The organism is Gordonia sp. IEGM753 (assembly GCF_050321825.1).
Taxonomy (GTDB): domain Bacteria; phylum Pseudomonadota; class Gammaproteobacteria; order Pseudomonadales; family Pseudomonadaceae; genus Aquipseudomonas.
Genome location: NZ_JBNQGB010000001.1, coordinates 793,491 through 818,739, shown reverse-complemented (window position 1 = coordinate 818,739; position 25,249 = coordinate 793,491). Strand labels below are relative to the sequence as shown.

The window sequence follows — 25,249 nt, the reverse complement described above, 5'->3', positions numbered from 1 at the left end:
CCTGTGCAGGCACCCTAAATCGCAGGTTCCACGCCGTACCTTGTGGGAGCCTGGCTGGGGGAACATCATCGCAATCGCAATCGCCAACACCGGCAAGCCGGTTTCCTACGGATCCGTGTGACGCCCAAAATCCCACGGCTTAACGCAATTCCTGTAGGAGCCTGGCTTGCCAGCGATGGCACCCGCGAAATCGCCATCACCGGCAAGCCGGTTTCCTGCGGCTCCGTGTGACGCCCAAAATCCCACGGCTTAACGCAATCCCTGTAGGAGCCTGGCTTGCCAGCGATGGCGCCCGCGAAATCGCCATCACCGGCAAGCTGGTTTCCTGCGGATCCGTGTGGTGCCCAAAATCCCACGGCTTAACGCAATCCCTGTAGGAGCCTGGCTTGCCAGCGATGGCGATTCACGAAAACGTCATCACCGGCAAGCCGGTTTCCTACGGATCCGTGTGGTGCCCAAAATCCCACGGCTTAACGCAATCCCTGTAGGAGCCTGGCTTGCCAGCGATGGCGCCCGCGAAAACGCCATCACCGGCAAGCCGGTTTCCTACGGGGGCCGCGGGAGGGTTTATCGGCGCACCTTCACCCAGCCCATCAGCAGCGCTGAAGAGAGTACGCCCGCCGTCATGAAGATGTAGGCCGCGCCCGGATTGCCCGTGAGGCCGATCAGGTAGCCAACGATCCACGAGCCGACAAACGCGCCCAATGCCCCGCATGCGTTGATCAAGCCAATCGCGCCACCGAACACGTTAGCCGGGAGAAGCTCCGGGATCAGCGCAAAAAACGGCCCGTAAGGCGCATACAGTGCGGCCCCGGCAAGCGTCAGCAATGCGAACGACAGCCAGAAATGGCTCGAGCCGAGCAGGTAAGAGCAAAAGAATGCCAACGCTCCCAGCGCCAGCAACGGCCAGACAAAATGTTTGCGCTGCTGGGATTTATCCGAGGCCCACGACACGCCGAGCATGGCAATCACCGCCGCGAGGTAAGGCACCGCACTCAGCCAGCCGACGGTAACGATGTCGGCCGCCGCCGCTTGTTTGATAATGCTCGGCAACCACATGATAAAACCGTATACACCGATGCTCCACAGCGCGTGCACGCCACAGAGTTGAATCACCACCGGGCTGGTGAATGCCTGCCGATAGTTACGCACCACTTGCATGTCTTTTTGCTCGTCAGCAAGCGTGGCGGCGAGTTGGTTTTTTTCCTGCGCCGTCAGCCAGTCCACCTGCTCAGGCTTGTCGCGCGCCATCCGCCACCAGACAAACGCCCACAGCACGGCGGGCGCACCTTCGATCACAAACATTTCACGCCAGCCCCAGGCGTGAATCAAATACCCCGAAACCACGGACATCCAGAGCACGGTGACCGGGTTGCCGAGCACTAGAAAAGTGTTGGCCCGCGAGCGCTCTTTACGGGTAAACCAGTTGCTGATGAAGATCAGCATCGCCGGCATCACCGCAGCCTCGACGATCCCCAGCGACACGCGGATAACCATCAGCATCGGAATATTGGTCACCAGCCCGGTCGCCATGGCGCAAAAGCCCCACAGGATCAGGCTCCAGAACACCAATTTACGGACGCTGTATTTCTGCGCATAAATGGCGCCAGGGACCTGAAAGAAAAAGTACCCCAGGAAAAACAGCGCCCCGATCAGCGAGGACATGCTTTTGGTGATGCCCAGGTCTTGCTCGATTCCGGCAGCACTGGCAAAGCCATAATTGGCCCGGTCGAGGTAGGCGAGGCTGTAAGTGATGAAAATCAGCGGAATAAGATAGAACCAGCGCTTGGGTGCAAAGCCTTGGGCTTTCGAGCGCTGGGGAGTGCCGTCAATGACGTGCGCTTCGGCCTTGCCCAGCAGCAGTGATTGTTCTTTGAGATTGCTCATGGGTGTCCCCTGTTGTTATTTTTTTAAGCACGAATGCCGGACTCAAACGACGCTGGTCAAACCTCCGTCCACGTAGAGCGTTTGACCGTTGATAAAGTCAGCCGCCGACGACGCCAGAAACACCGCCGCGCCACACAACTCCTCAACTTTGCCCCAACGTCCCGCAGGCGTGCGCTTGCACAGCCACTGCGAAAACTCTTGATTGTCGACCAAGGCACGATTCATCTCGGTGGCAAAGTAGCCGGGCGCCAGGCCATTGGCCTGAATGCCGTGACACGCCCATTCAGCGCACATGCCTTTGGTGAGCATTTTCACCGCGCCTTTGGACGCGGCATACGGCGCAATCGTCGGGCGCGCCAGTTCGCTTTGCACCGAGCAGATGTTGATGATCTTGCCGCGTTGGCGCGCGATCATGTGCCGGGCAACGGCCTGCGATACATGAAATACGCCGTCCAGATTGACCCGCATCAGATCGTGCCAATCACTTGCGTCGTAGTCCGCGAGCGGTGCGCGACGCTGAATGCCGGCGTTGTTGACCAGGATATCGATGGCCCCCATGTCGGCTTCAAACGTATTGATCGCCTCGAACAACTGCGCGCGATCAGTGACGTCGAACACTGCGATTTCCGCTTGAATGCCCTCGTCATGCAATTGACCGGCAACCCGCTGGGCTTTTTCGATATTGCGATCATTGATCACGACGATGGCACCGGCAGCGCCCATTCCTCGGGCCAGTTCAAGACCGATGCCGCGCCCGGAACCGGTGATCAACGCTCGGCGTCCATCCAGCCGAAAGCTATTAATGTTGAAAGACATGCTGTACTCCGCCTGCGCGCTACTTATCATTATTGACTTGATCGCCACTTCACCCAAGCGCTTTAACTGCGTCCAATCGTGATTGCTGATCTGGTGATCAACATCTGTGATAACGTCGCCGACGTAAGCTATCCGGAGGATTGAGAACATTGGAAATCAAACTGTTGAAGTCATTCGTGGTGCTGGCCGAGGAGCTGCATTTCGGTAGGGCCGCGCAACGCCTGTCCATCGTTCAGCCAGCCCTCAGCATGCCCTCAGCATGCAAATAAAGATGCTGGAAGAGGAACTGGGTGTACGGCTGTTCGAACGCAATCGACATTCGGTGGCGTTGTCGCAAGTGGGCACTGTTTTTTTACCGGAGGCGCGCGCGACCCTGGATCAATCCGCGCATGCGGCGAATGTAGCCAGGGCTTCAGGGCGCGGGGAAATAGGCCGTGTGCGCTTGGGTTTCGTGTCCTCAGTGCTTGCGGAGTTGCTGCCCACCCTCATCCGCTCGCTGCACGAGCGATTCCCGCGCATTGAACTGGAACTCAAGGACATGCCGGGGCCGGACCAGGCGGCGGCACTGAAAAATGGCCAACTCGATTTCGGACTGATGCGTTTACCGGCGGTCATTCCGGGCATCCAGACCCTGCAAGTGCTGCAAGAGACGTTCATTGTCGCCCTGCCTTGCCACCATGCGCTGGCCGCGGATGACAGCCTGTCACCCACCGCACTGGCGAACATCCCGGTGTTTGTGTTGGGCAGACGTTACGCCCCAGGCTTTCACGATGGACTGATGCAAGCGCTGAGCAACCACGGTGTTACACTGCACATCGCCCGGGAACTGGGCGAGTTCACCACCATGCTTGCTTTGGTTTCCGCCGGGCTCGGCGTTGGCGTACTGCCTGCCAATGCCGGGCGAGCGTTACCTGCCAATGTGATCTCCAAACCCCTGGACCTGGGACAATACCGGGCAACCACGGGCCTTGCGTGGACCAGTCTGGACACGGCGGTGAAGGCTACGGTGTTCGCGTTGATCCAAGAGTTGTTGCCCTTGGCTGCAACCGAGGGCTTGCAATAGTCACTTGCGCCAACACAGGCAAAGCACCAACACAAACCCGCCGATGGACATCAGGGCAGCACACAGAAATATTGCAGCGTAGCCAAACCCTGATGCCACAAACCCCATGACCGGGCCGGCCATGCCCACGGCAATATCAAAGAATAGCGAAAGCGCACTGAGGGCTGAATTACGGTTCGCCGCAGGCGTGCTGGCCAACGTTTCCACGCCCAGCCCGGGGTAAACCCACGACACGCCGATGCCGGTCAATGCACCGCCGGCAATGGCCAGCGCAGGTGAAGGCGCGAGCCATATCAGCAGCATGCCCAAGGTCTGCACCAACAGGCAGACACCCACCACTTTGTACCCTCGAAAACGTTGCAGCACTGTCGAAGACGTCAGTCTGGCCAGGATGAAACCCGCGCCAAACGCACTCAGGCAATAAGCGGCGTGTTCCCAATTCTGGCTATCGAAATACAGGGCAACGAAAGCGGTCAACCCGCCAAAACCTACCGAGCTGCACACCAATACCAGGCCATTGGGCATGACCGTCAACAGCACTCGGTGAAAGGCCAGCCGCACGCCGGGTATCAAAGGCGCGGGGCGCTTGCTCAACGCCACCAGCAGGAAAACCAGGCCCAGCAACAGCGTGCACAGCCCCACACTGGCAATGCCAAATGCGTTGCGCAGCAGCACGCCCAACGGTGCGCCGACAGCGGTGCCGCCATACGCCGCGATGCCGTTCCATGACATCACCTGCGCGGATCGCGAGGTGCCGCACAAGCCGATGGCCCACGTGCAACACGGCGTGGAAACCATCGCTGTGGAGACGCCCAGCACAACCCTGCCCGCCAATAACAGCGGCACCAGCAGCCACAGATGAGACTGCAAAACCATTGCAAGCACGGTCAGGCAGCCACTCAGCATCAATCCGCAGAAACCCGACACCACGGCAAATTTTGCACCAAAGCGATCTGCTACAGCACCCGCCAATGGGCGAGCCAGCAGCGTCCCCAGGTACTGCACGCTGATCACCAGCCCGGCGAACACCGAGGTCAGGCCCAGGTCGTTGAGGACGTAGCCCGGCAACACGGCAAGCGGTAAACCACTGCACACGTAAGAGACAAAGTTGAAGCAGATAATCGACAGGATCACCCAATGGCTGCGGGTTGCCTCGCCCTTGCTGCGGCTCAAGACACCGACGTCAGCCTTCATTGATGACGCTCTAAACCCCGGACAACTTCTGCCAGCAACTGCGTGTGCGATATGAACGGCTCGTGCGCCGTGTCAATCTCGATCACCTTGCTTGCACCGGCACGTTGGGCAAAACGGCGCTGCCAGTCGACGGGCAAGATGTTGTCGCGCTGGGTGATGATGTAGCTCACTGGAATGGTCGTCGTGTACCCGGCACGACTGATGGCGTCTACCGCCAGGCAGGGTGGCGTGGTGTCCTGGCTCGCTTCGTTCAACAACCAGGCCAGGGTTTGCTCACTCAGGTCCTGGCCGAACATGGCCACGGCCATGGCTTGCGGAGTGGCCTGTACCGGGTCCAGCGGCCAGCCGACCTGCTCCGGGTTTTCGCCGTGCAGCGAATTACCCAGCAACTGCAAAATTGACTGGCCTTCATCCGGCAAGGCGCACGCCAGATACACCAAGTGTGAGTACAACCGCGGAGCGGACAGCGCCATCATCGGCAAGATCGCCCCCGCGATGGAGTGACCCAGCAGCACGGCCTGATTCACCTCGAGCGCTTGCAGCTCTTGCGTCAGCTCATTGACCACATCGTCGAGCCGCAATGACGCAACATCCCTGCCGCGCTTCTTGCCACACCCTGGCATGTCCAGAGTGATCACCCGCCCGAAGCATTCTGGTTGCAGGCTTAATGCCTCAACCAACGGCCCCCAGCACCACGAACCATGGCTGCCGCCGTGCAGCAATACCAAATCAGTCATGCAAACATTCCTTGCTGGAGATGTCGGTTGTTGAGCCGTTAGCCCTTCAGGTGCGCATCAATCGCCGCCAATAACCGCGCATCATCAGCCGCGACGTCCGGGGAAAAACGGGCGACAACGTTGCCCTGGCGATCAATCAGGAATTTCTCGAAGTTCCACAGCACGTCGGTGGTGTTGTCTGTCTCGATGCCGTAACCCTTCAAGCGCTCACGGAAAGGACCTTCACCGGTCGCATCAGGCTGGGCAGCGGTCAGCTCGGCGTAGAGCGGATGCTGGTCGGCGCCGACCACCGAAATTTTCGAAAACAACGGGAAGTGCACGTCGTACTGGGTCGAGCAGAACGAGACAATTTCCTCATCGCTGCCTGGCTCTTGCTCCTTGAAGTTGTTGGCGGGGAAACCCAGCACCTCAAGCCCTTCGGTTTTTTTGCTCTGGTAGAGTTTTTCCAGGCCTTCGTATTGTGGGGTCAAGCCGCATTTCGAAGCGACGTTGACCACCAACAGGACTTTGCCCTGATAGTCGGCCAGGCTGCTCGCGGTGCCATCGATCTGCTTCAGTGGAATATCGTAAAGAGAGTTAGTCATTTGTCTGCCTCATGCGGTTGTGCGTCAAAGGGTGCGGCCAATGATTTCTTTCATGATTTCCGAGGTGCCGCCGTAGATGCGGGCCACTCGGGCGTCGACCCAGGCACGGCTGATCTTGTATTCGCTCATGAAGCCGTAGCCGCCATGCAACTGCAGGAATTCGTCGAGCAATTTGCCTTGCATTTCCGAACCCAGCAGCTTGGCCATTGCCGCGATTTCGGGGGTCAACTCACCACGCATTACCTTGGCCAGACAGTCATCGACGAACACCCGCAGCATGGTGGCCTGCGCCTTGGCTTCTGCCAGTTTGAAGCGTGTGTTCTGGAAGTCGAGTACCGGTTTGCCGAAGACTTTGCGCTCACGAGTGTAGGCGATAGTTTCTTCCAGCAGCGTGTCGATTGATTGAGCGGCGCGGATCGCAATGATCAAGCGTTCCCAGGCCAACTGGTGCGTCAGGTATTTAAAGCCCATGCCCTCTTCGCCCAATCGATTACCGGCCGGCACCCGCACTTCATCAAAAAACAGCTCGGCGGTGTCCTGGCCCTTCAAGCCGATTTTTTCCAGCAAGCGCCCTTTGGCGAAGCCGTCACGATCGGCTTCGACGCAAATCAGGGTCAACTCTTTGGCGGCCGGATCAATCTTGGTGGCGGTGACCACCAAACCGGCGTTTCCGCCATTGGTGATAAAGGTTTTCTGGCCATTGACGATGTAGTCGTCGCCGTCACGTCGCGCCGAGGTGCGCATCGCACGCAGATCGCTGCCGATACCCGGCTCGCTCATCGCGATGACGCCGATCAACTCACCCGCGACCATACGCGGCAGCCATTTCTGCTTCTGCTCTTCACTGCCGTAGGCAACGATGTAAGGGGTAACGATTTCCGAGTGAGTGGTAAAACCCACTGCCGTGGCATTGGCCCGCGCCAACTCTTCGATCATCACCGCCGAATGGCCAAAGTCGCCTCCGGGGCCGCCATACTCTTCGGGCACGGTGGAACACAACAGACCATTCTCGCCAGCCTTGAGCCATACGTCCTGGGGAACGATGCCGTTTTTTTCCCACTCATGCAGGAAAGGCACGATTTCGCGGTCGACGAAACGGCGGGCCTGATCACGGAACATGTTGTGGTCTTCTCGAAATACGCCACGCATCTTGCTTACTCCAGATCGATTCTTGTTGTGGGCAATGGGGAATCAGCGGTCCTGATAATGCGGATCGCGTTTGTCGACAAAAGCCGCCACTGCTTCTTGATGGTCTTCAGTGTGATGCGCCAACGCTTGGTACGCGGCGGACAGCTCCAACAATGAATCGAGGCGCATGTGCTGGCCTTCGCGCAACAACCGCTTGCACAGACGCAACGCATGCCCCGGATTACTGGCGATGCGTCGCGCCAGCGCTTGCGCTTCGGACTGCAGCGTTTCATGGGTGCACACCTGCTCTACCAGGCCCCATTCCAGCGCTTTGGCGGCGTCGATAGCGTCACCGGTGAAAGCCATCAGGCTGGCTTTCGGAATGCCGATGATGCGCGGCAACAGCCACGCGCCGCCGTCACCCGGGACAATCCCCAGGCGCACGAAACTCTCGGCGAAGATGGCCTTGGGTGCCGCCAGGCGGATGTCGCACATGCACGCCAGATCGAGTCCGGCACCTATCGCGGGGCCGTTTACCGCCGCAATCACCGGAATATCCAGCTCATAGATCGCCAGCGGAATGCGCTGAATACCGTCCCGATAGTTGTTACGCAGTTCATAAGGCGAGCCGGCGAAGATACCGTCGCGCTCACGCATGTCCTTGACGTTACCCCCGGCACAGAACGCGCTGCCATTGCCGGTCAGCACCATCACGCGCACCGACTGGTCGCGGCGCAACTGCGCGCACAAATCGACAAACTCCTGAATCTGCTCAGGCGTCGTCAGCGCATTGCGGGTGTCGGGGTGGTTCATGCGCACAGTGACGATGCCGCCCTCGCGCTCGATTTGAAGAAACGGATTCATGCCGGCTTACTCGCAAGGCTGGTTAGAGGTTGTTGGCCATGGTGGGTCAGCAACGGCCAGTAGCCATCGCTGCCACCCTGGCAGATCCGCTCACCCAGGCGTTGACTCCAAAGGCTGGCGGAACCGAATTCACTGCGCCACGCCCATAACCTGCGGGTCAGTAAATGCAGCGGATATTCCTCGGTAAAACCAATGGCGCCATGCACCGAATGGGCAATACCGGCCCCCACGCTTGCCGCTTCTGCGGTACTGATTTTCGCCGCGCAGATGGTTAGCGCGGCAAGGCCTGCGCTGGATTCAGTGAAGGCTGCCTCGGCGGCAATATTGGCGGCCGCGGCCTGTTCTGCGAAGACCGCCAGTTGCTGCTGAATGGCCTGGAACGAGCCGATAGCCTTGCCGAATTGCTTGCGTTCACCGGCATAGTTGGCCGTCATGTCCAACAGCGCGTGCAGGGCTCCGGCGATCTGCGCCGAACGAAGCATCGCTCCGCCCAGCTCCAGCACATCGGCGCCGAGGTCATCGGGCAATGGCGCCTGAGCCAGCACCAGAGCACTGGTGAAGCCCAGGTCATCGCGTGGTTCGCCTGCCACGTTCAGGCTGAGCGTGAGTTCGCTGACGGCGCTGCTCTGCAGCAATACCACGCTGCGCTTGCCGTCTTCGCTATTGGCAATGGCGACCACAGCGTCGACATTGCGCCCCCACGGCACTGCATAGGCAGTGCCATAGACGTGTTCGCCATCCAGCATCAGGTGAGCATTGGCGCAAAAGCTCAGGCTGCCGGATCGCCCTTCAAGACCCGCCTTGCTCAACAGCCAGTTAGCGAGCAAGGCTTCAGCCAAAGGCGCGGGCACTGAAAATCGACCGGCAGCCCGGACCAGCACGTACATGTCAGCCCAGCTCGCTTGCGCACCGCCAAGTGCTTCAGAGACACCGGCCAAGGTAAAACCCGACTCATCCAGCGCAGCCCAGAGCTCGCTTGGCCATACCGCCGCTTCACAGCTCATCACATAGGCCGGCGTCACCAGGTCGGCAAACAACCGTTCAATGGTCGATTCAAATAACTCGCGCATTATCGCAACCCCAAGCCGCGGGCAATAATGCCGCGCAGAATTTCGCGAGTGCCCCCACGCAGTGAAAATGAGGGCGCCATTTGTGTCAGGTAGGCCAGCACGCGTGCATGTTCGCCGCCGCCATCCTGTCGTGGCTCGGTTTCCAGCAAGAGCTGGGCAACCTCGGGAATTTCCTGTTCAAACGCATTGCCCAGGTCCTTCACGCAGGAGGCCGCCCAGGCCGGATGTTCGCCGGCTGCCAATTGCGCCGTGACCGACAACGACATGTTGCGCAGCGTCAACAGCTTGGCCGAAAGGCGCCCGATTTCGCGGGCCTGCAATGCATCGGGCGTCTTGCCCAGCGCATCGATCAGTGTTTTCAACAAGGCCATGCAACTGAGGAATCGCTCGGGACCGCTGCGCTCGAAAGCCAACTCTGCGGTCACCTGATCCCAACCTTTGCCTTCGGTGCCAATCAAGGCATCGGCGGGCAACTGCACATTGTCGAAGAACACTTCGTTGAAGTGCTCGCCACCGGCCAGGTCGCGGATCGGCCGGATGGTGATGCCAGGAAGGCTCAGGTCGACGATGAATTGCGACATGCCTTCATGCCGGGCCGCCTGTTTTTCACCCGTACGTACCAAGGCAATCATGTAATGCGAATGGTGCGCGTTGGTGGTCCAGACTTTTTGGCCATTCAATAGCCAGCTATCCCCTTCACGCACTGCATTGCTCTTGATCGATGCCAGGTCGGAACCGGAGTTGGGCTCGCTCATGCCAATGCAGAAAAAACTTTCACCCCGGCAAATGGCCGGCAGGTAATGCTGCTTCTGCTGCTCGGTGCCAAAGCGGTTGATCAACGGGCCACTTTGCCGATCGGCAATCCAGTGCGCCGATACCGGCGCGCCGGCAGCCAGTAATTCTTCAATAATCACGTAACGTGCAAAGGGCCCTGCCGCCGCGCCGCCGTAGGCTTTGGGCAACGCCATGCCGACCCAACCCATGGCGCCAAGTTTTTTGCTGAACCGGGCGTCGAAACCCATCCAGGACTCAGCCCTCAAAGTGGACGGATAATCGGCCAAAGTCTCGTGAATGAACGCGCGCACTTGTGCACGAAGCGCTTCAGCCTCGGGAGGAATACTGCTGTAGGAAAATTGACTGATGGCCATATGCGCTCTCTAATGCTGAACACAGGCGCAATCGCTTCGAACGAAGCGACCACAGAACCGCAACTGACCTGCAGCCGCCGTTGGCCGGCGACTGCAGGAACAGCGGCAACTTACAACGCGGTTTGCGCGTCAGCTTCGGCGAACATCGCATTGATGTCGCCAGAGGTGACTGGCTTGTTGTCGTGGCGACCGTGATCGGCACCACCCAAGCCCAAGGCGGGCTCGATACTGACGTGTGTAGCCTTGGCCCGCAGTGCGCCGACGGTGCAGTTTTCGCGACCGTGGATGGAGAACGGATCAAACGAGAACTCACGCATTGCGTTCAAGTGAGTGACCTTGTCGATCATCACTTTATCCAAGTGCTGCAACCCTTCCCACGCGGTTTCCGGCGAGTTCGGCCACGTGCAGTCGGAGTGCGGGTAATCGCTTTCCCACGTCACCATCTCGGCGTTCAGGTAGTTCAGGTTCTGCAAACCGAAGTTGTCTTCGATGAAGCAGGTGATGAAGTGCTTGTTGAAGACGTCGCTCGGCATCTTCCCGTCGAAGTTGGAGTTGGTCCAGGCGTTATGGTGACGGTGAGTGAAGTCGGCACGTTCCAGCAGGTACGGAATCCAGCCGATGCCACCCTCGGAAAGCGCCATGCGCAGGTCCGGGAACTTCTTCCACATCGGCGCCCAAATCCAGTCAGCGGCGGAGTTGGCGATGGAAATCGGCATGGAGGTGATCCAGGCGTCGATTGGCGACAGGTCAGACGCGTGGTTGGCTTTGACACCGGTGCCGATGTGGCAGCAGATGACCACTTTGTTATCGCTGCAGGCTTTCCACAACGGGTCCCAGTAATCACTGTGGATCGACGGGTAGCCGTGAATCGCCGGGTTGTCCGACAGCGACAGTGCATGCACGCCTTGTTTGGCCAGGCGCACGACTTCGGCAGCGGCGGCCTTCATGTCCCACCATGGCACGATCATCAGCGGGATGAAGCGGCCTGGTGCAGCGTTGCACCAGTCATACAAATGCCAGTCGTTGTAGGCCTGGATGGCCGCCATCGAGACTTCACGGTCAGCGTGCATCTGAAAACGTTGCCCGGCGAAGCCCGGGAAGGTTGGAAAGCACAATGAACCGAGCACGCCGTTGGCGTTCATGTCGTCGACGCGGTCGGCGATGTTCCAGGTACCACGACGCATTTGCTCGTAGCCCAACGGCTCCATGCCGTATTCCTCTTTCGGTCGGCCGACCACCGAGTTGAGGCCCATGTAACCTGTGGCCTGTTCCTCGAATACCCACACATCACGGTCGCCTTTTTTGACCACATGAGGCTCACGCCCTTTGAAGCGGGCAGGCATGTGGCGAGCAAAAGCATTCGGCGGCTCGATCGCGTGGTCATCGACACTGACGAGAATCAGATCTTCAACTTTCATTGTTTTCCCCTTCGCATTCGGGCTTGTTGTTGTGCCTGAATCATAGTGCACAACTTAATTTATTTAAACACTTTTTTTGATTGTGTTCATATTAAATCAAAAGCTAATGCAGCTTAGTCCCACAGCACATGCAGGTAATGCGGGCCGCGCAGCTGCGCACCGACGATCTGCGGCCCAGGCTTGCTCGGGTCGAGACGGACGTTGGGCATCAGGTCGAGGATCGCATTCAGCGCGCAGTTGATTTCGGTCTTGGCCACAAACTGGCCGATGCACATGTGCGGGCCGAAGCCGAAGCCAAACGAAGGTTTTGGCTTGCGGTCGATATCGAATTTATCGGCGTTTTCGAACGCGTCTTCATCGCGGTTGGCCGAGGTAACGATGCACTGCACCATCGCCCCTTTCGGAATGGCCACGCCACGAATCTCCAGGTCCTTTGAGGCCTGGCGGACCTTGAAGGTGGCCACTGGCTCAAACCGCACCGCTTCATCGATGGCCTTGTTCACCAGGCTGCGATCGTTGCGCACACGCTCCAACACCTCAGGGTTTTGCAGCAGTAACGACATCAAAGTGCCGAAGGTGCGGGTTGTGGTTTCGCTGGCAGCGGGCAACAACGAGCGCACGAACGTGGCGATCTCGTGATCGTCCAGCGAACGTCCCTCGTACTGCGCGTTGATCAGGCGACTGATCAAATCATCGCCGGTTGCGCCTTCTGCGCGGCGCTCCGAGACCACCACTTTCACCACATCGTAAAGCGCTTGGGCGGCGTGCATCGCGGCGCCCCGCGCAGCCGCGGCTTTTTCCGGATCAACTTGCGGGCCGGCCAGAATCGCCAGGGCCCACGCGGCGTATTGCTCGATCTGCTCGGGGCGATCCTCGGGGAAACCGATCAACGCGTAGATAACCCGGATAGGGAAGTACAGGGCGAAATCCATCAGATCGGCACCCTTGGACGGCACCATCGGCTTCAGGTATTCCTCACGGATTACCCGGTCGATCTTGGTTTCTTTCCAGCGATTGACGGTCTCCGGCATAAACACCGGCTGCAACAGATTACGAATATTCTTGTGCGCGTCGCCGTCCATTGCCGTGAGGATCAAGCCATCAAAAAACGCACCCAGGCCCTCGGCGATGAAACCGCTGGTAAAGCTGCCAGCGTCACGCATGACAGCCATCACGTCGTCGTACTTGAACAAGGTGAAGGTTGGTCGGCTGGCGTCCAGCCCGGCAATCGACGGCACACCCAGGCGGGACATGAAATTGTCTTGCAGCACGGGCGAATTGGCGCGCATGTCGCGGTAGGTCGCGTGCAAGTCGATATCGCTGTTGCCGCGATAATTGCTGGCTACGTCGGTAAAAACCTTAACCAGGTCGCTCTGTGCCGGTGTGGACATGATCGTCTCCGTTGTTATTGTCATTATTCTTTTATAAAGCCTGCACAAAGGCAGCGCCTTAAAGGCCAATCATAGGCTCGATAGATCTATATTGGACATTTATTAACATTTCGATCAACAAATTAAGCTGAAAGGTCATTCAGTAGGCTTGTTGCACCAGGGTCATGCGGCCACCTGCCAGCATCAGCGCGCAGTACAGCCCAAGCTCTGCCACTTGTGCCGCGGAGAAAAACGCCCCGAGGCGAGCAAAATGGCTGTCATCGATGGCCATGTAGTCGCTGGCAAACAACTCGGCATAACGCAACGCCGCCTGCTCGGCGGGCACGAAGTGCTCGCTGTCAGAGGCCATGCAGGCAATGTCTTCTTCAGTCACGGTGTCGGACTTGCGCGCCAGTTGGCAGGCTTTGCAGGTGGTGATGCTGGCAATCTTCAGCCTTACCAATTCACGTAAACGCTCATCGAGCAGGCTGTCGGCATGCAGGCTTTCCATCAGGTTCAACCAGGCCAATGCGACTGCGGGTCGATGCGCCCAGACTTGAACCGGTGTGATGGAACTGAGCATGCGGCTGCGCTGACCACGCTCGACCGCGTCTTGCAACGCGGCCGGCATGGCCTCCACAGGGATCAGTGGTAAGCGCGCCACTTCAATCGAGCCGTTCGATAATGGTGGCCGTGCCCATGCCGCCCGCACAGCAAATAGCTTGCAAGCCATAACGACCACCGCGTCGCTCCAGCTCATTGAGCAAGGTAGTCATCAACCGGGCACCGCTGGCGCCCAATGGGTGACCGAGCGCGATGGCGCCACCGTTGACGTTCAACTTTTCGTGCGGCACGCCGGTCTCATGCATCCAAGCCAACGGTACCGAGGCAAACGCTTCGTTGACTTCAAACAGGTCGATGTCATTGATGCTCAATCCGGCCTTGGCTAACACCTTTTGGGTAGCGGCCATCGGCCCGGTGAGCATCAACGTCGGATCAGACCCCACTGTGGTAAACGCCACCACACGTGCGCGAGCCTTGAGCTTGAGCTTCTTCGCGGTGTCGGCGCTCATCAGCAGCAACGCCGCCGCACCGTCGGAGATCTGCGACGAGTTACCCGCAGTAATGCGCCCGGTGTCGGGACGAAAACTGGTTTTAAGCGTCGACAGTTTTTCTCGCGAGGTATCACGACGAATGGTTTCATCGTGACGCAACTCCGCCACAGGCTCGGTCAGCCCCAACTCACGCAGGTCCTCCACCGCAACCGACACTATTTCATTATCAAAATAGCCAGCATCGGATGCCGCACCCGCACGCTGGTGGCTGGCGAAAGCAAAATCATCCAGCGCATCGCGACTCAACGCCCACTTGTCGGCGATGCGCTCCGCCGCTTCACCCTGGCCGGTCAATTCATAGCGCTGCGCTGCCATCCAGCCAAACGCTTCGCCATGAATATCGCGGTTGCTGCCCATGGGCACCCGGCTCATGTTTTCCGCGCCACCGGCCACCACAATGTCGGCGGAACCGGCGGCGATGGCGCCAACCGCCAGGTGCACCGCAACTTCACCCGAACCACATTTGCGGTCAATGGTCAGCCCCGGAACGGAGGCCGGCCAACCGGCACCGAGTAAAGCGGTGCGGGCAATATTGGCCGACTGTTCGCCTATCTGCGTGACACAGCCGAAGATCACATCATCGACCAGCGCCGGCGACAGATCGACACGCTCCAGCAAGCGGCCGATCACCAACGAACCCAGGTGATCGGCGCGCACACCGGCCAGGCTGCCGCGGAACTTGCCGATTGGCGTACGTACCGCATCAACGATGACGATGTCTTTCATAACGCGCTCGCCTTCAGTCCCGAACCGGGAACTTGCTTGCCGTCTTCATAGCGATAAACGCCCTGCCCCGATTTGCGCCCCAGACGCCCGGCCGCGACCATTTTGATGATCAGCGGGCACGGTCGAAATTTCTCGCCCAAGGTCTGGTGCAGATAACGCAAAACGGACAAACGCGTGTCCCAACCGGTCAGGTCACCCAACTCCAATGGACCCATCGGGTGGTTGAAACCCAGGCGCAGAGCGGTGTCGATGTCTTCGGCGGTTGCAGTACCTTCCTGCAGCATCCACATCGCCTCATTACCCAACAACGCCGACATGCGGCTGGTGGTCAGGCCCGGCGACTCATTGACGATGATCGAGGTTTTGCCGATCTGCTCGCACAGGTTGCGAGTGCGAGCCACCACGTCATCGCTGGTGGCCAACCCGCGCACCAGTTCAACCAGTTTCATTTTGTGCACGGGGTTGAAGAAGTGCATGCCGATCACGCGATCCGCACAGTCCACCGACGCTGCAATTTCGGTGACGCTGAGGGCCGAGGTGTTGGTCGCGATAATCGCGTTCTCAGCCAGCAGCGGCGCCGCTTGGGCAATCACCGCTTTCTTCACCGCTAATTGCTCGGAGACCGTTTCCACCAGCCAGTTGGCGCCAGTTGCCGCTTCACTCAAGTCACTACAGGTCTGGAGATTGACCAGCGACAGCTGCGCGTCTTCTTCGCTGACCTTGCCCAAGCGCACACCGTCGGCGAGGATTTTTTCGATGCTCGCCCTGGCGTTCGTCAATGAGACGGCGTTGGTATCCACCAACACCGTACTGAAGCCGCGGCTGGCGAACGCATGAGCAATACCGGTGCCCATCAGGCCCGCACCGACCACGACTACTTTTTCTTTATTAGCGTTCATGTTTGGCTCTCGATTAGGCGCGGTTCTTTTCGCTGACCACATTACGCAACGTGCCAATGCCTTCGACGCTGGCTTCAACCACATCGCCTTCCTTGAGGAACAGGCCAGTGCCCATCCCCACACCCGCTGGCGAACCGGTGAACAACACATCACCACCGGCAAAGCTTGAACGCTGTTGCACGAAGCGGATCAACTGCCCCACGTCCCAGGTCATCTCGCTGGTTGAACCGTCCTGACGCGTTTCGCCGTTCACTTTCAACGTCAGGCGCAACTGCGGCGAACCCTGCGGGAATTCGTCCTTGGTGACGATCCACGGCCCAAGACCGGTGGTCCGGTCCTGGCTCTTGGCGGCGAACAGGTCCATGCCAATACCTGCAGCCCCGCTGCGTTGCAGGTCGCGAGCACTGACGTCGTTGCCGACGGTGTAACCGAGCACGCACGCCAACGGGTCTTCGAGGTCAATTTCGTCGGTGCCGATAACGGCCACCAATTCAACTTCGTGATCGAGCTCTTCAGTCAACGGCGGAAAGCGGATAGGGTCATGGGCGCCAATCAGCGCGCCGTAGGCCTTGAGAAATGCCACCGGTTGCGCTGGCGCACTCAACCCGAACTCCACCAGGTGCTTGGCGTAATTGGCACCGGCTACCACCACCCGATTAATCGGTTCAATCGGCGGCAGCAAACGCACTTTCGACAGTGGTAACGCTGGCCCGGCGAAACGCAACGAACTGATGCCGCGTCCCGCTGCGACGGCCGGCGCCCACTCTTGGAAGGTGCCGGAAATCGGTGTGACCTGATCCTGAGCAACGTCGACCACAGCCCAAAAAACGCCTGTAGCAAAATACTCACATCGAGCCAGTTTCATCAGCCACCTACCTTGCCCAACTTGGCCGGATCGATGTGCAGCAAACGGCATGCGTTTTCATAACGGATCTTGCGCAGGTCGGCGTCGGACAGCTTCAGGCCATGAGTCAAGTCGTGGCGCACGGCATCACTGCCACCGAAGTTGCTGCCGTACAGCACATGGTCGGCACCAATGATGTCAACCAGGGCCTGGCGCATCGGCACCTCATGCAGCTCGACGTCGAAGTAGAAGTTCTTCATGTAATCGAGCAACGGCTTTTTGTTGAATTTGACGTCGAGGTTCTCGTTGGTCTTGGCCAAACGACCCAACTGGTACGGCACATAGCCGCCGCCGTGAGTGATGTACACCTTGAGGTCAGGGAAACGGTCCAGCACGCCGCCGCAAATCAGGTTCCAGAAGCAACGGCTTTCGTCGTACTGCATGCCGACGATGGCGGTGGTTTCGTAACGGTCGTCGTTGGCGTTCTTGCCCCAGGTAACCGACTGGTTGTAGCCGTGAATGAACATCGGCAGGTCCAGGTCACACAGGGTTTTCCAGACTACGTCGAGTTCCGGCGAATCGAATTCCAGCCCACCAAAATTGGCGCCGCCAGCGACCATGCCTTTGGCACCCAGTTCGGTGCAGGCATAACGCAGTTCAGCCGCCGCTGCTTCCGGCGAGTTCAAAGGCACATGAGCCCAGAACATCAGGCGATCAGGCGCTGCGGAGCAGTACTCGGCCAGGGTGTTATTGACGGTGCGCGCAAATGGCACGGCAAATTCGGCTTCGGTCCAGTACATGTAGCAATGCGATGGAACGGAAACCACCTGCAGGTTCTGCCCTGCTGCGTCCATACCGGCCAGGCGCACCTTGGGATCAGCCCAGCGAGCGAAATACTCCTCAAGCTTGGGGCCTTTGCCTGAGCGCACGGCAGCCTTACGTTCTGGCGACCCGAGGCCAAGAATCCAGTCACCTACACGCAGCTTGATATCGCCGTCGGCGTGTTGCTCGAAGAACGGCCCCCAATGAGGGTGCTGGTTGTAGTAGCCAGGATGGGGTGCGTGGGCGTGGAGATCGATAAGCATGTCTAGGTACCTCGAAGTTGGCACTTTTTGTTGGTTGTTAGCGCGGTGCCTTCACACGGCCGAAATTAAATTGCCGCGAAAAGGTTAAGCCGAAGGGCTCGCTGCTAAGACCAGAGCTTAAATTTAAATTGAGCAGAAATCAAAATACTGTTCAATTTATTTTCAGGACGCGCCAAGAAGCCCGAAACAGAGCCTTCGGCTTGGCTCGTTCAAGCATTGAAGCGTGGCTAAAAGGCAGTCAAACGGGAGGAAGCGAGGGGTTTTGATCGCAGAAAATAAACACTCTGAAACGACAGAGCCCCCGAATATCGGGGGCTCTGGGATGTAACGAAGGGCTTGCGGCGAGGTCAGCGACGAGTGCGTGAGGTTGAACCCATGATCAGCGCACCGAGCAGTTTTTTGACCCTGATCGGAAACAAACGACGTCCCGCAGCTTCAGGCACCAGGATTTCGCTCAACACATAACGAATGATCATTTCGCAGATCAGCTCACGGTCGAGTCGTACGCCCAATCGGTCGTCCCAGTCATCGAACACGATGCCCAGGCCATCCTGGAAGCGCACGATCGAGTCATGGAAGATGCGCCGAAAGAAACCCAGCGCGTAGTCAGGTGCAACCACCAGCAAACGGCGCGCCCGGCTCTGTTCCAGGTAGTTGTCGAGGTAGGCGAACAATGCGTTGAGGCGCGCCTCCGGATCACTGATATGACCCAGTTCCTGAGACAACGAACTGTGGAAACTTTCGCGCTTATGCCGGGAAAATGTATCCAACAGGTCTTCTTGTGAGGCGAAATAGCGATAGAACGTACCGCGCGACACACCCGCTACCTGGCACACGTCGAGAATCGAAATACGATCTGCGCCCGACATCAGTACCACTTCTTCAGTGGCCTTGAGGATGTTGGCAATGGTTTCTTCCGAACGCCGGTTAGGCTTGACCTTGGCGCCTGTCACTGCCTTTGTGGCCGCACGTCGCTCTGCCGGCTTGACCGCACCTGCAACAGCATCAGGCACCGCGTTTTTTTTGGCTCTAGCGGTCGCTGTTGGCGCTTCAGTTTTTTGGGTTGCGGCTTTTGGCATGGATTTGCAGGCTCATTGAGAGTAAAGATTGTGCAACATTAGCACAGGATCTGTGCATAAATAACACTATATGTTCAACTCTTAGCTAAAGACATTTGCAAAGTTTCTATTTAGAATCCAATTCTCTCTTCAAAATAAAATCAGGCAAGCCGTTTGGTTATGGGCGCCTAAAAGGAGAAAATTGATGGGCAGCAGCGCAAATCCAGAGACGTGGGCAGTGGGAGAACGAGACACTGTCATCGACGCATTAGATCGTGCAGTAGCAAGGCATCCAGACAAGATACTGCTGGATTTCAGTGGTGAGTTATACACTTATGCTCAGGTTGACTCACTTTCCACCAATATGGCCAATGCGCTTGCCACCCTCGGCGTAAAGGCCGGCGACACCGTGCTGACTATGCTCGATAACAATATCGATGCGGTCACCACCTGGCTGGCCATCAACAAACTCTGCGCCGTGAGTGTGCCGATCAACACCGCGCTCAAAGGTGAGTTCCTGAGGCATCAGATCGCCGACACCGGGACCTCGGTGGTGATCTGCGAAGCAGCCTATCTGGCCCGCATCACGCCGATCGCTGAACAACTGCAAGACGTACACCACGTGCTGCACCGCGGCACCCTGGAAACGACACCCGATTGCAGAATTCGCATCGCACCTTTGGATGAATGGCGCGGGCATGACAGCACCCCACTCGCCGTCAAACCCCAGCCTTCAGACCTGGCCTGCCTGATTTACACCTCTGGCACCACCGGCCCCTCCAAGGGCTGCATGATCAGCTACAACTTCATGTGCAACCTGGCGCGCCTGCAACTGCGCGCCGGTCCGGCCAATGCTGATGATGTGACCATCACACCGCTGCCTCTGTTCCATATGAATGCACTGTGTGTATCAATTATCGCCAGTATCCTGGTGGGCGCACGTGCCGCCATTCTCCCGCGGTTCTCGGTGTCCAATTTCTGGCAGGAAGTGGAACGCTCGGGCGCGACCATCGCCTCGATCCTGGGCGGCATGGGCGGCCTCCTCGCCCAGGCGCCCGACAATGAAGCGATGTTGCGTTGCGTTGGGCAGATTCACACTGCGCGCGGCAACCCATACACCGAAGAAACCAAAAAAATCTGGCGTGAGCGTTTTGGCACGAAACTGGTCGGCGGCAATGGCTATGGCCTCACGGAAGCGTGTGTGATCACGTCTTTGGCCGCAGGCGAATACGCAGCTCCGGGTTCTTCCGGCAAACGCATCGCGGACTTTGACGTCAGAATCGTCGACGATCTGGATCAGGAAGTACTGCCCAACTGCGCTGGCGAAATCGTGGTCCGCCCGCTGCGCCCGGACATCATGTTCCAAGGCTACTGGCGCCGCCCGGCCGACACCCAGAAGTTGATGCGCAACATGTGGTTCCACACGGGCGACATTGGCAAGTTCGATGACGATGGTTTCTTCTACTTCGTCGACCGCAAAAAAGACTACCTGCGCCGTCGTGGTGAAAACATTTCCAGCTTCGAGATGGAAGCAGCCTTTGCTATTCACCCGGCGCTCGCCGAAGTGGCAGTACACGCCGTGCCGTCCGACAAGGGCGAAGACGATGTGAAAGTGACGGCTGTATTGCATGAAGGCGTGACCCTGGACCCGGAACAATTGTTCCATTGGGCTGCCGATTCGGTGCCGTATTACGCGCTGCCGCGCTACATCGAATTTCGCAGCAGCCTACCGAAGAATCCGCAGGGTCGGGTGTTGAAGTATTTGCTGCGCGACGAAGGCAAAACCAACACCACGTGGGATCTGGAAACAACGTCGATCGTGGTCTCGAAGAAGTAAACGCCCCAACGTAAAAGCCCGCTTTAACGCGGGCTTTCGCGTTTGCGTCCCGGCGTGCTCAATGCCGAGATCGTCAGCGATTGCGAGGGCGCCATCGCTGGCAAGCCAGTCTCCTACGGATCGGTGGTGCAGGCCGACATTGATGGCGTTAACGCGATTCGGTGGTGCACGCCGACATTGATGGCGTTAACGCGATTCGGTGATGCACGCCGACATTGAACGCGTTAACGCGATTCGGTGATGCATGCCGAAATTGTTGGCATTAACGCAAATCCCGTAGGAAACCGGCTTGCCGGTGATGGCGATTCCAAAGGCGCCATCGCTGGCAAGCCAGTCTCCTACGGATCTGTGATGCACGCCGACATTGATGGCATTAACGCGATTCGGTGGTGCACGCCGAAATTGTTGGCATTACCGCAAATCCCGTGATGCACGCCGAAATTGATGGCGTTAACGCGATTCGGTGATGCACGCCGAAATTGTTGGCGCTAACGCAAATCCCGTAGGAAACCGGCTTGCCGGTGATGGCGATTCCAAAGACGCCATCGCCGCCAGATGCTCGGTCAATATTCGCGAACAGGGATGCCTTTCGGGCGCGAGTTGTAGCCTGGGAGGTGCAGGCCGCCGTCGACGTGGATGGTTTCACCGGTGATGAAACGCGACATCTCCGAGGCCAGGAATACCACCACCGGGCCGATATCCGCTTCGGGTTCGCCGCAACGCCCCAACGGGCGCATCGACGCGGACATTTCGGCAAAACCCGGGTTTTCTTCGGCCAGTTTGTGGAAGGTCGCGCCCATTGCCGTGGGGGCAATGGCGTTGGTCCGAATGTTGAACCGCCCCCATTCAGAGGCCGCGCTACGAGTCAGCCCGACAATGGCTGCTTTCGCGGTGTTGTAGTCGCCATGCAGCCAGGCACCGATTTCGATATCGATGGAATAGAAGTTGATGATATTGCAGCCGCCCCGCGCCTTCATGTGCGGCAATGCTGCTTTCATCGCCCACCAGGCAGCCCAGACGGTCGAGCCCAAGGTCTGCTCGAGCATTGCATCGGTTTTCTCTTCGAGAAGAACATTCGGTGTTGGCGCAAATGCGTTGTTGACCAGGATGTCCAGCCCGCCAAATTGATCAACCGCCAACTGCACGGCGGCTTCGATATCAGCCTTTTTGCACACGTCGGTTTTGATAAACAACGCCTTCGCGCCGAGTGCTTGCAGTTCAGCGACGACGGCTTCGCCACTGGCGACATCCAGTTCAGCGACCACCACGGCAGCGCCCTCTTTGGCGAAGTTCAACGCAATGCCGCGGCCAATTCCGCCACCGGCGCCGGTAATCAGCGCCACCTGTTCGTTTAGCAGTGCCATAGTCACTCCACTTCTTGTTTTTTAGTGAACATTATTGGATATAGTGTTCAAATATAACTGATTTATTCAGACTGAACAGCACTGGAACAAGGATATTGAGGATGGCCGTATTTCGTCGTCGCATAGACATCATTGCTCATCCTGCCAATGACACGGGCGAGGTCCGCGCAGCGCTGGAAGACGACTTCCACCACTTTCGTGTATGGGTTCGCCACCGTGCAGGTGAAATCACCGCGATTGGCGGAGAAGCCCTGCGCTTCCCCTATTCCCTCTGCCCACAGGCGTGCGGTCAATTACAGCAGTTGCTGGGCATGAAACTGGATCGCGTCGCTCATTCCGTCACTCGGCAAACAGACGCCAGCCATCAATGCACTCACCTGTTCGACCTGGCCGGTCTGGCGATAGCGGCTGCCGCACGCGGTACCGACCAACGCCGCTATGACATCAACATCCCACAGCGGATCAACAACCGCACCCGCGCCACGTTGATACGTGATGGCAATGAAGACCTGACCTGGGAAGTGAACGGCTCACTGCTGGAAGGGCCGCCTCCTTATTGCGGCATCAACCTGCGTGAAGGCATGGCGCGCTGGGCGCTGAATGCACTCAGCGAAGAAGCCGCCGAAGCTGCGCTGCTACTGCGCCGCTGCACGTTGATTTCGTTGGGACGCGCCTACAACCTCGACGAACAGATACACGCAGCTAATACCGGGCTCTGCTACACCCAGCAACCCGGACGCGCCGAGCTGGCGCTTCGAATGAAAGGCTCGACCCTGGACTTTAGCCATGAACAGCTGAAATTGTGCGCCCAAGACCAACAATGGCTCAGGCAGCACCCGTAACCGCTGCTCTTGCATAAAGAGCAGCGGCGCCAGTCGCTTAGAGGAAAATCGCCAGGTTAGGCGTCCCCAGCACGGCCTGATCGATGATCACTTCGCGTCGCGCCAGTTTGAAACCGGTCTCGCTCAAGCGCAGCACATCACGCCGTTCGCCACTGACAATGTCGACGTGGTGGTCCTTGAACCGGCTACGCGTCAGCAGCAGGTAACTGGTCACCACAAACTCATCGCTCTTGTCGGTTTCTTCGACAAACACGTTGGTCACCAGGCGCCGTGTGCGCGAGGGAGGATCTTCCGCCCAGGCACTTTTGCCAGACAGGCGCAGGATGCGGCCCATGATCGAGCGGTAGTCATCGTGGTAATGCTGAACACTGCGCACGATGGAGGTTTTAAGTTCAGCGGCCAGACGCGTCTGGCGCAGCGGTACGGTGTACACCAGGTCGGTGTCCAGGCGTTCCGCCCATTCCTGCAAGCGAATCTGGTCGAGCAGCGTGGCTTCCTCATAGAGAAAGGTCACTACATCGTTGTAAATCGGCGAACCCACCGGCACCCGTTTGGTACCGACTGGCGAACCCGGCTGGATATCCTCCACACCGCGTTGTTGAACCTGAGCCATGAGTCACTCCTCACTTTTATTCTTGTACGTGTCAATGCTGTCGACAGCGGCCCGCAAGGACCGCCGCCGAACCAGGCGTGGCGTGCGTTTATTGCTCGTCCGAGGCGGTCATCAGCTCGTGCCAGTACAGCCACCAGTGCCACTGGGTATCGTCCTTGGTAAAACCTTCGTTGACGATGCCCGGGCCCGGCCAGCCTTCTGGCGCGCCGGTCTCAAAGCAGGCCTGATATTTCAGGGTGCTCTTGCGGCCCATTGCACCTTTGGCAGACAGCGTCATGTGCGGCCATGTATCGGAGTCATCCTGCTCGACCATGCCAGAGGTGCCGAACAGTTGAATGGTTTGCTTGAGCATCTTGTCGCGCAGCTCAGGGGACGCGTCTTTCTCGGCAAATACCCAGTTAACGAACTCAAGTTTATCCGGACCGCGCGGCACGTAGGCGTGCAGGGTCATCGAGCCGACGACGCTGCCATCCGGCTGTGGAATGTAGACGAAACCAAACAGAATGTTGGGGAACATCCCACCGACTTGCGGCGGCATGGTGGTCAGCACTTTCAATTGATCTTCGGTGAGGTTGCGCGCCAGTTGCTCGACCATGTCGGCGGTCATGCCGGCAGGAGGCAGGGCTTCCAGTTTTTGCTGCACGCTGAGCTCTGCCGGGTCAAGGCCGGTCAAGCGCCGAATCTTGCGCGCCAGGTCGATGCAACGTAGCGCATGGCCGTGCGGCGAGCTGATTTCGACGCCGATCATTTCCGGGCTGAGGTCGGCTGCTTCGCCCTCGCCTTTCTTCGCGTAGTTACCCACTTCACCCAACCAGCGGTGCAAGGTGAGCGTGTGGAAGCCGTCGGCGGCCGATTGCTCGCCAGCGGTTTTCCAGTTGGCATTAACGATAAAACGCTGTGGCGGGCCAAGCACTTCCATGCCCTTGTCGGAGCGACAGAACAGCATGTCGTAATACCATTTGGCATCACCCAGGAACTCGTCAAACGAGGGCCCTTCAATGTTCCAGGTAGCGAATACCAGGCCGCCATACAGCGTGACCCGTGCCTTCTTCAGGCCCAGCTCTTCCTTGGGCAGCATCTTGCCGTGCATGCACTCGCGCTCGACGGGCGAACCGACGAAGTCACCATTGGTGCGAAAGGCCCAGCCGTGATAGATGCACTTGTGAATTTGCGTGTTGCCGCAGTCGGCAGTAGCGATGCGCATGCCACGGTGTGGGCACACGTTGAGGGTGACGAACACCTCGCCTTCTTTGCCACGGGCAACGATGACCGAATCAGACCCAAGGTCGCGGACCATGAAGTCGCCGGAGTTGGGGATTTCCGACTCGTGACCCAGGAGCACCCAGATCTTGCCGAAGATTTTTTCCATTTCCAGTTCGTAAATTTCGCGGTCAGACAACACGCGCATCTGCACTTCGCGGCTAGATGGATAGATGAGGTCCGAAACCTTGGTTCCATCAGACAATACGGGGCTTGTTCTTGTTAGCATGATTGCCTCCTGCTCAGGGTGTCACGGCGGTAAGCCGCAACGAAATATAAGACACTTTCTCTATTTATGTACATTAAATTCACTTGCTAAACGTAAGT

The 25,249-nt window shown here is 58.3% G+C and carries 25 protein-coding genes; 5 read left to right on the top strand and 20 right to left on the bottom strand.

Annotation, left to right across the window (positions count from 1 at the left end):
- Positions 1 to 567: 567 nt before the first annotated feature.
- Positions 568 to 1,887, bottom strand: coding sequence for an MFS transporter (locus ACQR3R_RS03770; protein ID WP_428270668.1), 1,320 nt, complete (start codon positions 1,885 to 1,887; stop codon positions 568 to 570).
- 42 nt (positions 1,888 to 1,929) lie between these two features.
- Entirely contained in the window at positions 1,930 to 2,703 is a 774-nt protein-coding gene (locus ACQR3R_RS03765; RefSeq protein WP_428270667.1) for an SDR family NAD(P)-dependent oxidoreductase, read from the bottom strand.
- 140 nt (positions 2,704 to 2,843) lie between these two features.
- On the opposite strand from ACQR3R_RS03765, the gene ACQR3R_RS03760 reads away from it, so the two are divergent.
- Both ACQR3R_RS03760 and ACQR3R_RS03755 read left to right on the top strand, forming a co-directional pair.
- The gene (locus ACQR3R_RS03760) at positions 2,844 to 2,972 is read left to right on the top strand and encodes a LysR family transcriptional regulator (protein WP_428270666.1); all 129 of its coding nucleotides are present in this window, start codon (positions 2,844 to 2,846) and stop codon (positions 2,970 to 2,972) included.
- Complete coding sequence (locus ACQR3R_RS03755; protein ID WP_428270665.1) at positions 2,963 to 3,766, top strand: LysR substrate-binding domain-containing protein; 804 nt, start codon at positions 2,963 to 2,965, stop codon at positions 3,764 to 3,766. The genes ACQR3R_RS03760 and ACQR3R_RS03755 overlap by 10 nt, the downstream gene beginning before the upstream one ends.
- Here ACQR3R_RS03755 and ACQR3R_RS03750 read toward each other — a convergent pair whose 3' ends face one another.
- From ACQR3R_RS03750 to ACQR3R_RS03680, 15 genes are all read right to left on the bottom strand, one after another.
- Positions 3,767 to 4,960, bottom strand: a complete 1,194-nt coding sequence (locus tag ACQR3R_RS03750) for an MFS transporter (protein ID WP_428270664.1) — start codon at positions 4,958 to 4,960, stop codon at positions 3,767 to 3,769.
- Positions 4,957 to 5,697, bottom strand: coding sequence for an alpha/beta fold hydrolase (locus ACQR3R_RS03745; RefSeq protein ID WP_428270663.1), 741 nt, complete (start codon positions 5,695 to 5,697; stop codon positions 4,957 to 4,959). The genes ACQR3R_RS03750 and ACQR3R_RS03745 overlap by 4 nt, the downstream gene beginning before the upstream one ends.
- A gap of 38 nt (positions 5,698 to 5,735) precedes the next feature.
- Complete coding sequence (locus tag ACQR3R_RS03740; protein ID WP_428270662.1) at positions 5,736 to 6,281, bottom strand: glutathione peroxidase; 546 nt, start codon at positions 6,279 to 6,281, stop codon at positions 5,736 to 5,738.
- Between the two features lie 24 nt (positions 6,282 to 6,305).
- Positions 6,306 to 7,430 carry an acyl-CoA dehydrogenase family protein gene (locus tag ACQR3R_RS03735; protein ID WP_428270661.1) on the bottom strand — a complete coding sequence of 375 codons (1,125 nt, stop codon included), beginning with the start codon at positions 7,428 to 7,430 and terminating at the stop codon, positions 6,306 to 6,308.
- Between the two features lie 42 nt (positions 7,431 to 7,472).
- Positions 7,473 to 8,273 carry a crotonase/enoyl-CoA hydratase family protein gene (locus ACQR3R_RS03730; protein ID WP_428270660.1) on the bottom strand — a complete coding sequence of 267 codons (801 nt, stop codon included), beginning with the start codon at positions 8,271 to 8,273 and terminating at the stop codon, positions 7,473 to 7,475.
- Positions 8,270 to 9,343: an acyl-CoA dehydrogenase family protein gene (locus tag ACQR3R_RS03725; protein ID WP_428270659.1), complete on the bottom strand. Its 1,074-nt coding sequence runs from the start codon at positions 9,341 to 9,343 to the stop codon at positions 8,270 to 8,272. The genes ACQR3R_RS03730 and ACQR3R_RS03725 overlap by 4 nt, the downstream gene beginning before the upstream one ends.
- Complete coding sequence (locus ACQR3R_RS03720) at positions 9,343 to 10,491, bottom strand: acyl-CoA dehydrogenase family protein (RefSeq protein WP_428270658.1); 1,149 nt, start codon at positions 10,489 to 10,491, stop codon at positions 9,343 to 9,345. The genes ACQR3R_RS03725 and ACQR3R_RS03720 overlap by 1 nt, the downstream gene beginning before the upstream one ends.
- A 110-nt stretch (positions 10,492 to 10,601) precedes the next feature.
- Complete coding sequence (locus ACQR3R_RS03715; RefSeq protein ID WP_428270657.1) at positions 10,602 to 11,909, bottom strand: amidohydrolase family protein; 1,308 nt, start codon at positions 11,907 to 11,909, stop codon at positions 10,602 to 10,604.
- 113 nt (positions 11,910 to 12,022) lie between these two features.
- Positions 12,023 to 13,300, bottom strand: coding sequence for a cytochrome P450 (locus tag ACQR3R_RS03710; RefSeq protein WP_428270656.1), 1,278 nt, complete (start codon positions 13,298 to 13,300; stop codon positions 12,023 to 12,025).
- Positions 13,301 to 13,439: 139 nt separating this feature from the next.
- A complete protein-coding gene (locus tag ACQR3R_RS03705) occupies positions 13,440 to 13,910 on the bottom strand; it encodes a carboxymuconolactone decarboxylase family protein (RefSeq protein ID WP_428270655.1) in 471 nt (156 codons plus the stop codon).
- 34 nt (positions 13,911 to 13,944) lie between these two features.
- Positions 13,945 to 15,120 carry an acetyl-CoA C-acyltransferase gene (locus ACQR3R_RS03700; RefSeq protein WP_428270654.1) on the bottom strand — a complete coding sequence of 392 codons (1,176 nt, stop codon included), beginning with the start codon at positions 15,118 to 15,120 and terminating at the stop codon, positions 13,945 to 13,947.
- The gene (locus ACQR3R_RS03695) at positions 15,117 to 16,019 is read right to left on the bottom strand and encodes a 3-hydroxyacyl-CoA dehydrogenase (RefSeq protein ID WP_428270653.1); all 903 of its coding nucleotides are present in this window, start codon (positions 16,017 to 16,019) and stop codon (positions 15,117 to 15,119) included. Before ACQR3R_RS03695 ends, ACQR3R_RS03700 begins: the two co-directional genes overlap by 4 nt.
- A 13-nt stretch (positions 16,020 to 16,032) precedes the next feature.
- Positions 16,033 to 16,884, bottom strand: coding sequence for a fumarylacetoacetate hydrolase family protein (locus tag ACQR3R_RS03690; protein WP_428270652.1), 852 nt, complete (start codon positions 16,882 to 16,884; stop codon positions 16,033 to 16,035).
- Complete coding sequence (locus tag ACQR3R_RS03685) at positions 16,884 to 17,948, bottom strand: amidohydrolase family protein (protein ID WP_428270651.1); 1,065 nt, start codon at positions 17,946 to 17,948, stop codon at positions 16,884 to 16,886. The genes ACQR3R_RS03690 and ACQR3R_RS03685 overlap by 1 nt, the downstream gene beginning before the upstream one ends.
- Positions 17,949 to 18,295: 347 nt before the next feature.
- Positions 18,296 to 18,961 carry a TetR family transcriptional regulator gene (locus ACQR3R_RS03680; RefSeq protein ID WP_428270650.1) on the bottom strand — a complete coding sequence of 222 codons (666 nt, stop codon included), beginning with the start codon at positions 18,959 to 18,961 and terminating at the stop codon, positions 18,296 to 18,298.
- A 250-nt stretch (positions 18,962 to 19,211) separates the two neighbouring features.
- On the opposite strand from ACQR3R_RS03680, the gene ACQR3R_RS03675 reads away from it, so the two are divergent.
- Both ACQR3R_RS03675 and ACQR3R_RS03670 read left to right on the top strand, forming a co-directional pair.
- Positions 19,212 to 20,843 carry an AMP-binding protein gene (locus ACQR3R_RS03675; protein ID WP_428270649.1) on the top strand — a complete coding sequence of 544 codons (1,632 nt, stop codon included), beginning with the start codon at positions 19,212 to 19,214 and terminating at the stop codon, positions 20,841 to 20,843.
- Positions 20,844 to 20,885: 42 nt separating this feature from the next.
- Positions 20,886 to 21,062 (top strand): hypothetical protein, encoded by a 177-nt coding sequence (locus tag ACQR3R_RS03670; protein ID WP_428270648.1) that lies wholly within the window; start codon positions 20,886 to 20,888, stop codon positions 21,060 to 21,062.
- 344 nt (positions 21,063 to 21,406) lie between these two features.
- Here ACQR3R_RS03670 and ACQR3R_RS03665 read toward each other — a convergent pair whose 3' ends face one another.
- Positions 21,407 to 22,207 (bottom strand): SDR family oxidoreductase, encoded by an 801-nt coding sequence (locus ACQR3R_RS03665; RefSeq protein WP_428270647.1) that lies wholly within the window; start codon positions 22,205 to 22,207, stop codon positions 21,407 to 21,409.
- A gap of 101 nt (positions 22,208 to 22,308) precedes the next feature.
- Here ACQR3R_RS03665 and ACQR3R_RS03660 point away from each other — a divergent pair, with 101 nt between their 5' ends.
- Positions 22,309 to 23,049, top strand: coding sequence for a DUF2889 domain-containing protein (locus ACQR3R_RS03660; RefSeq protein WP_428270646.1), 741 nt, complete (start codon positions 22,309 to 22,311; stop codon positions 23,047 to 23,049).
- Between the two features lie 37 nt (positions 23,050 to 23,086).
- Here the strand turns inward: ACQR3R_RS03660 and ACQR3R_RS03655 are convergent, their stop codons facing one another.
- Positions 23,087 to 23,662, bottom strand: a complete 576-nt coding sequence (locus ACQR3R_RS03655) for a 3-phenylpropionate/cinnamic acid dioxygenase subunit beta (RefSeq protein ID WP_428270645.1) — start codon at positions 23,660 to 23,662, stop codon at positions 23,087 to 23,089.
- Between the two features lie 88 nt (positions 23,663 to 23,750).
- Positions 23,751 to 25,151 (bottom strand): Rieske 2Fe-2S domain-containing protein, encoded by a 1,401-nt coding sequence (locus ACQR3R_RS03650; RefSeq protein ID WP_428270644.1) that lies wholly within the window; start codon positions 25,149 to 25,151, stop codon positions 23,751 to 23,753.
- Positions 25,152 to 25,249 lie beyond the last annotated feature (98 nt).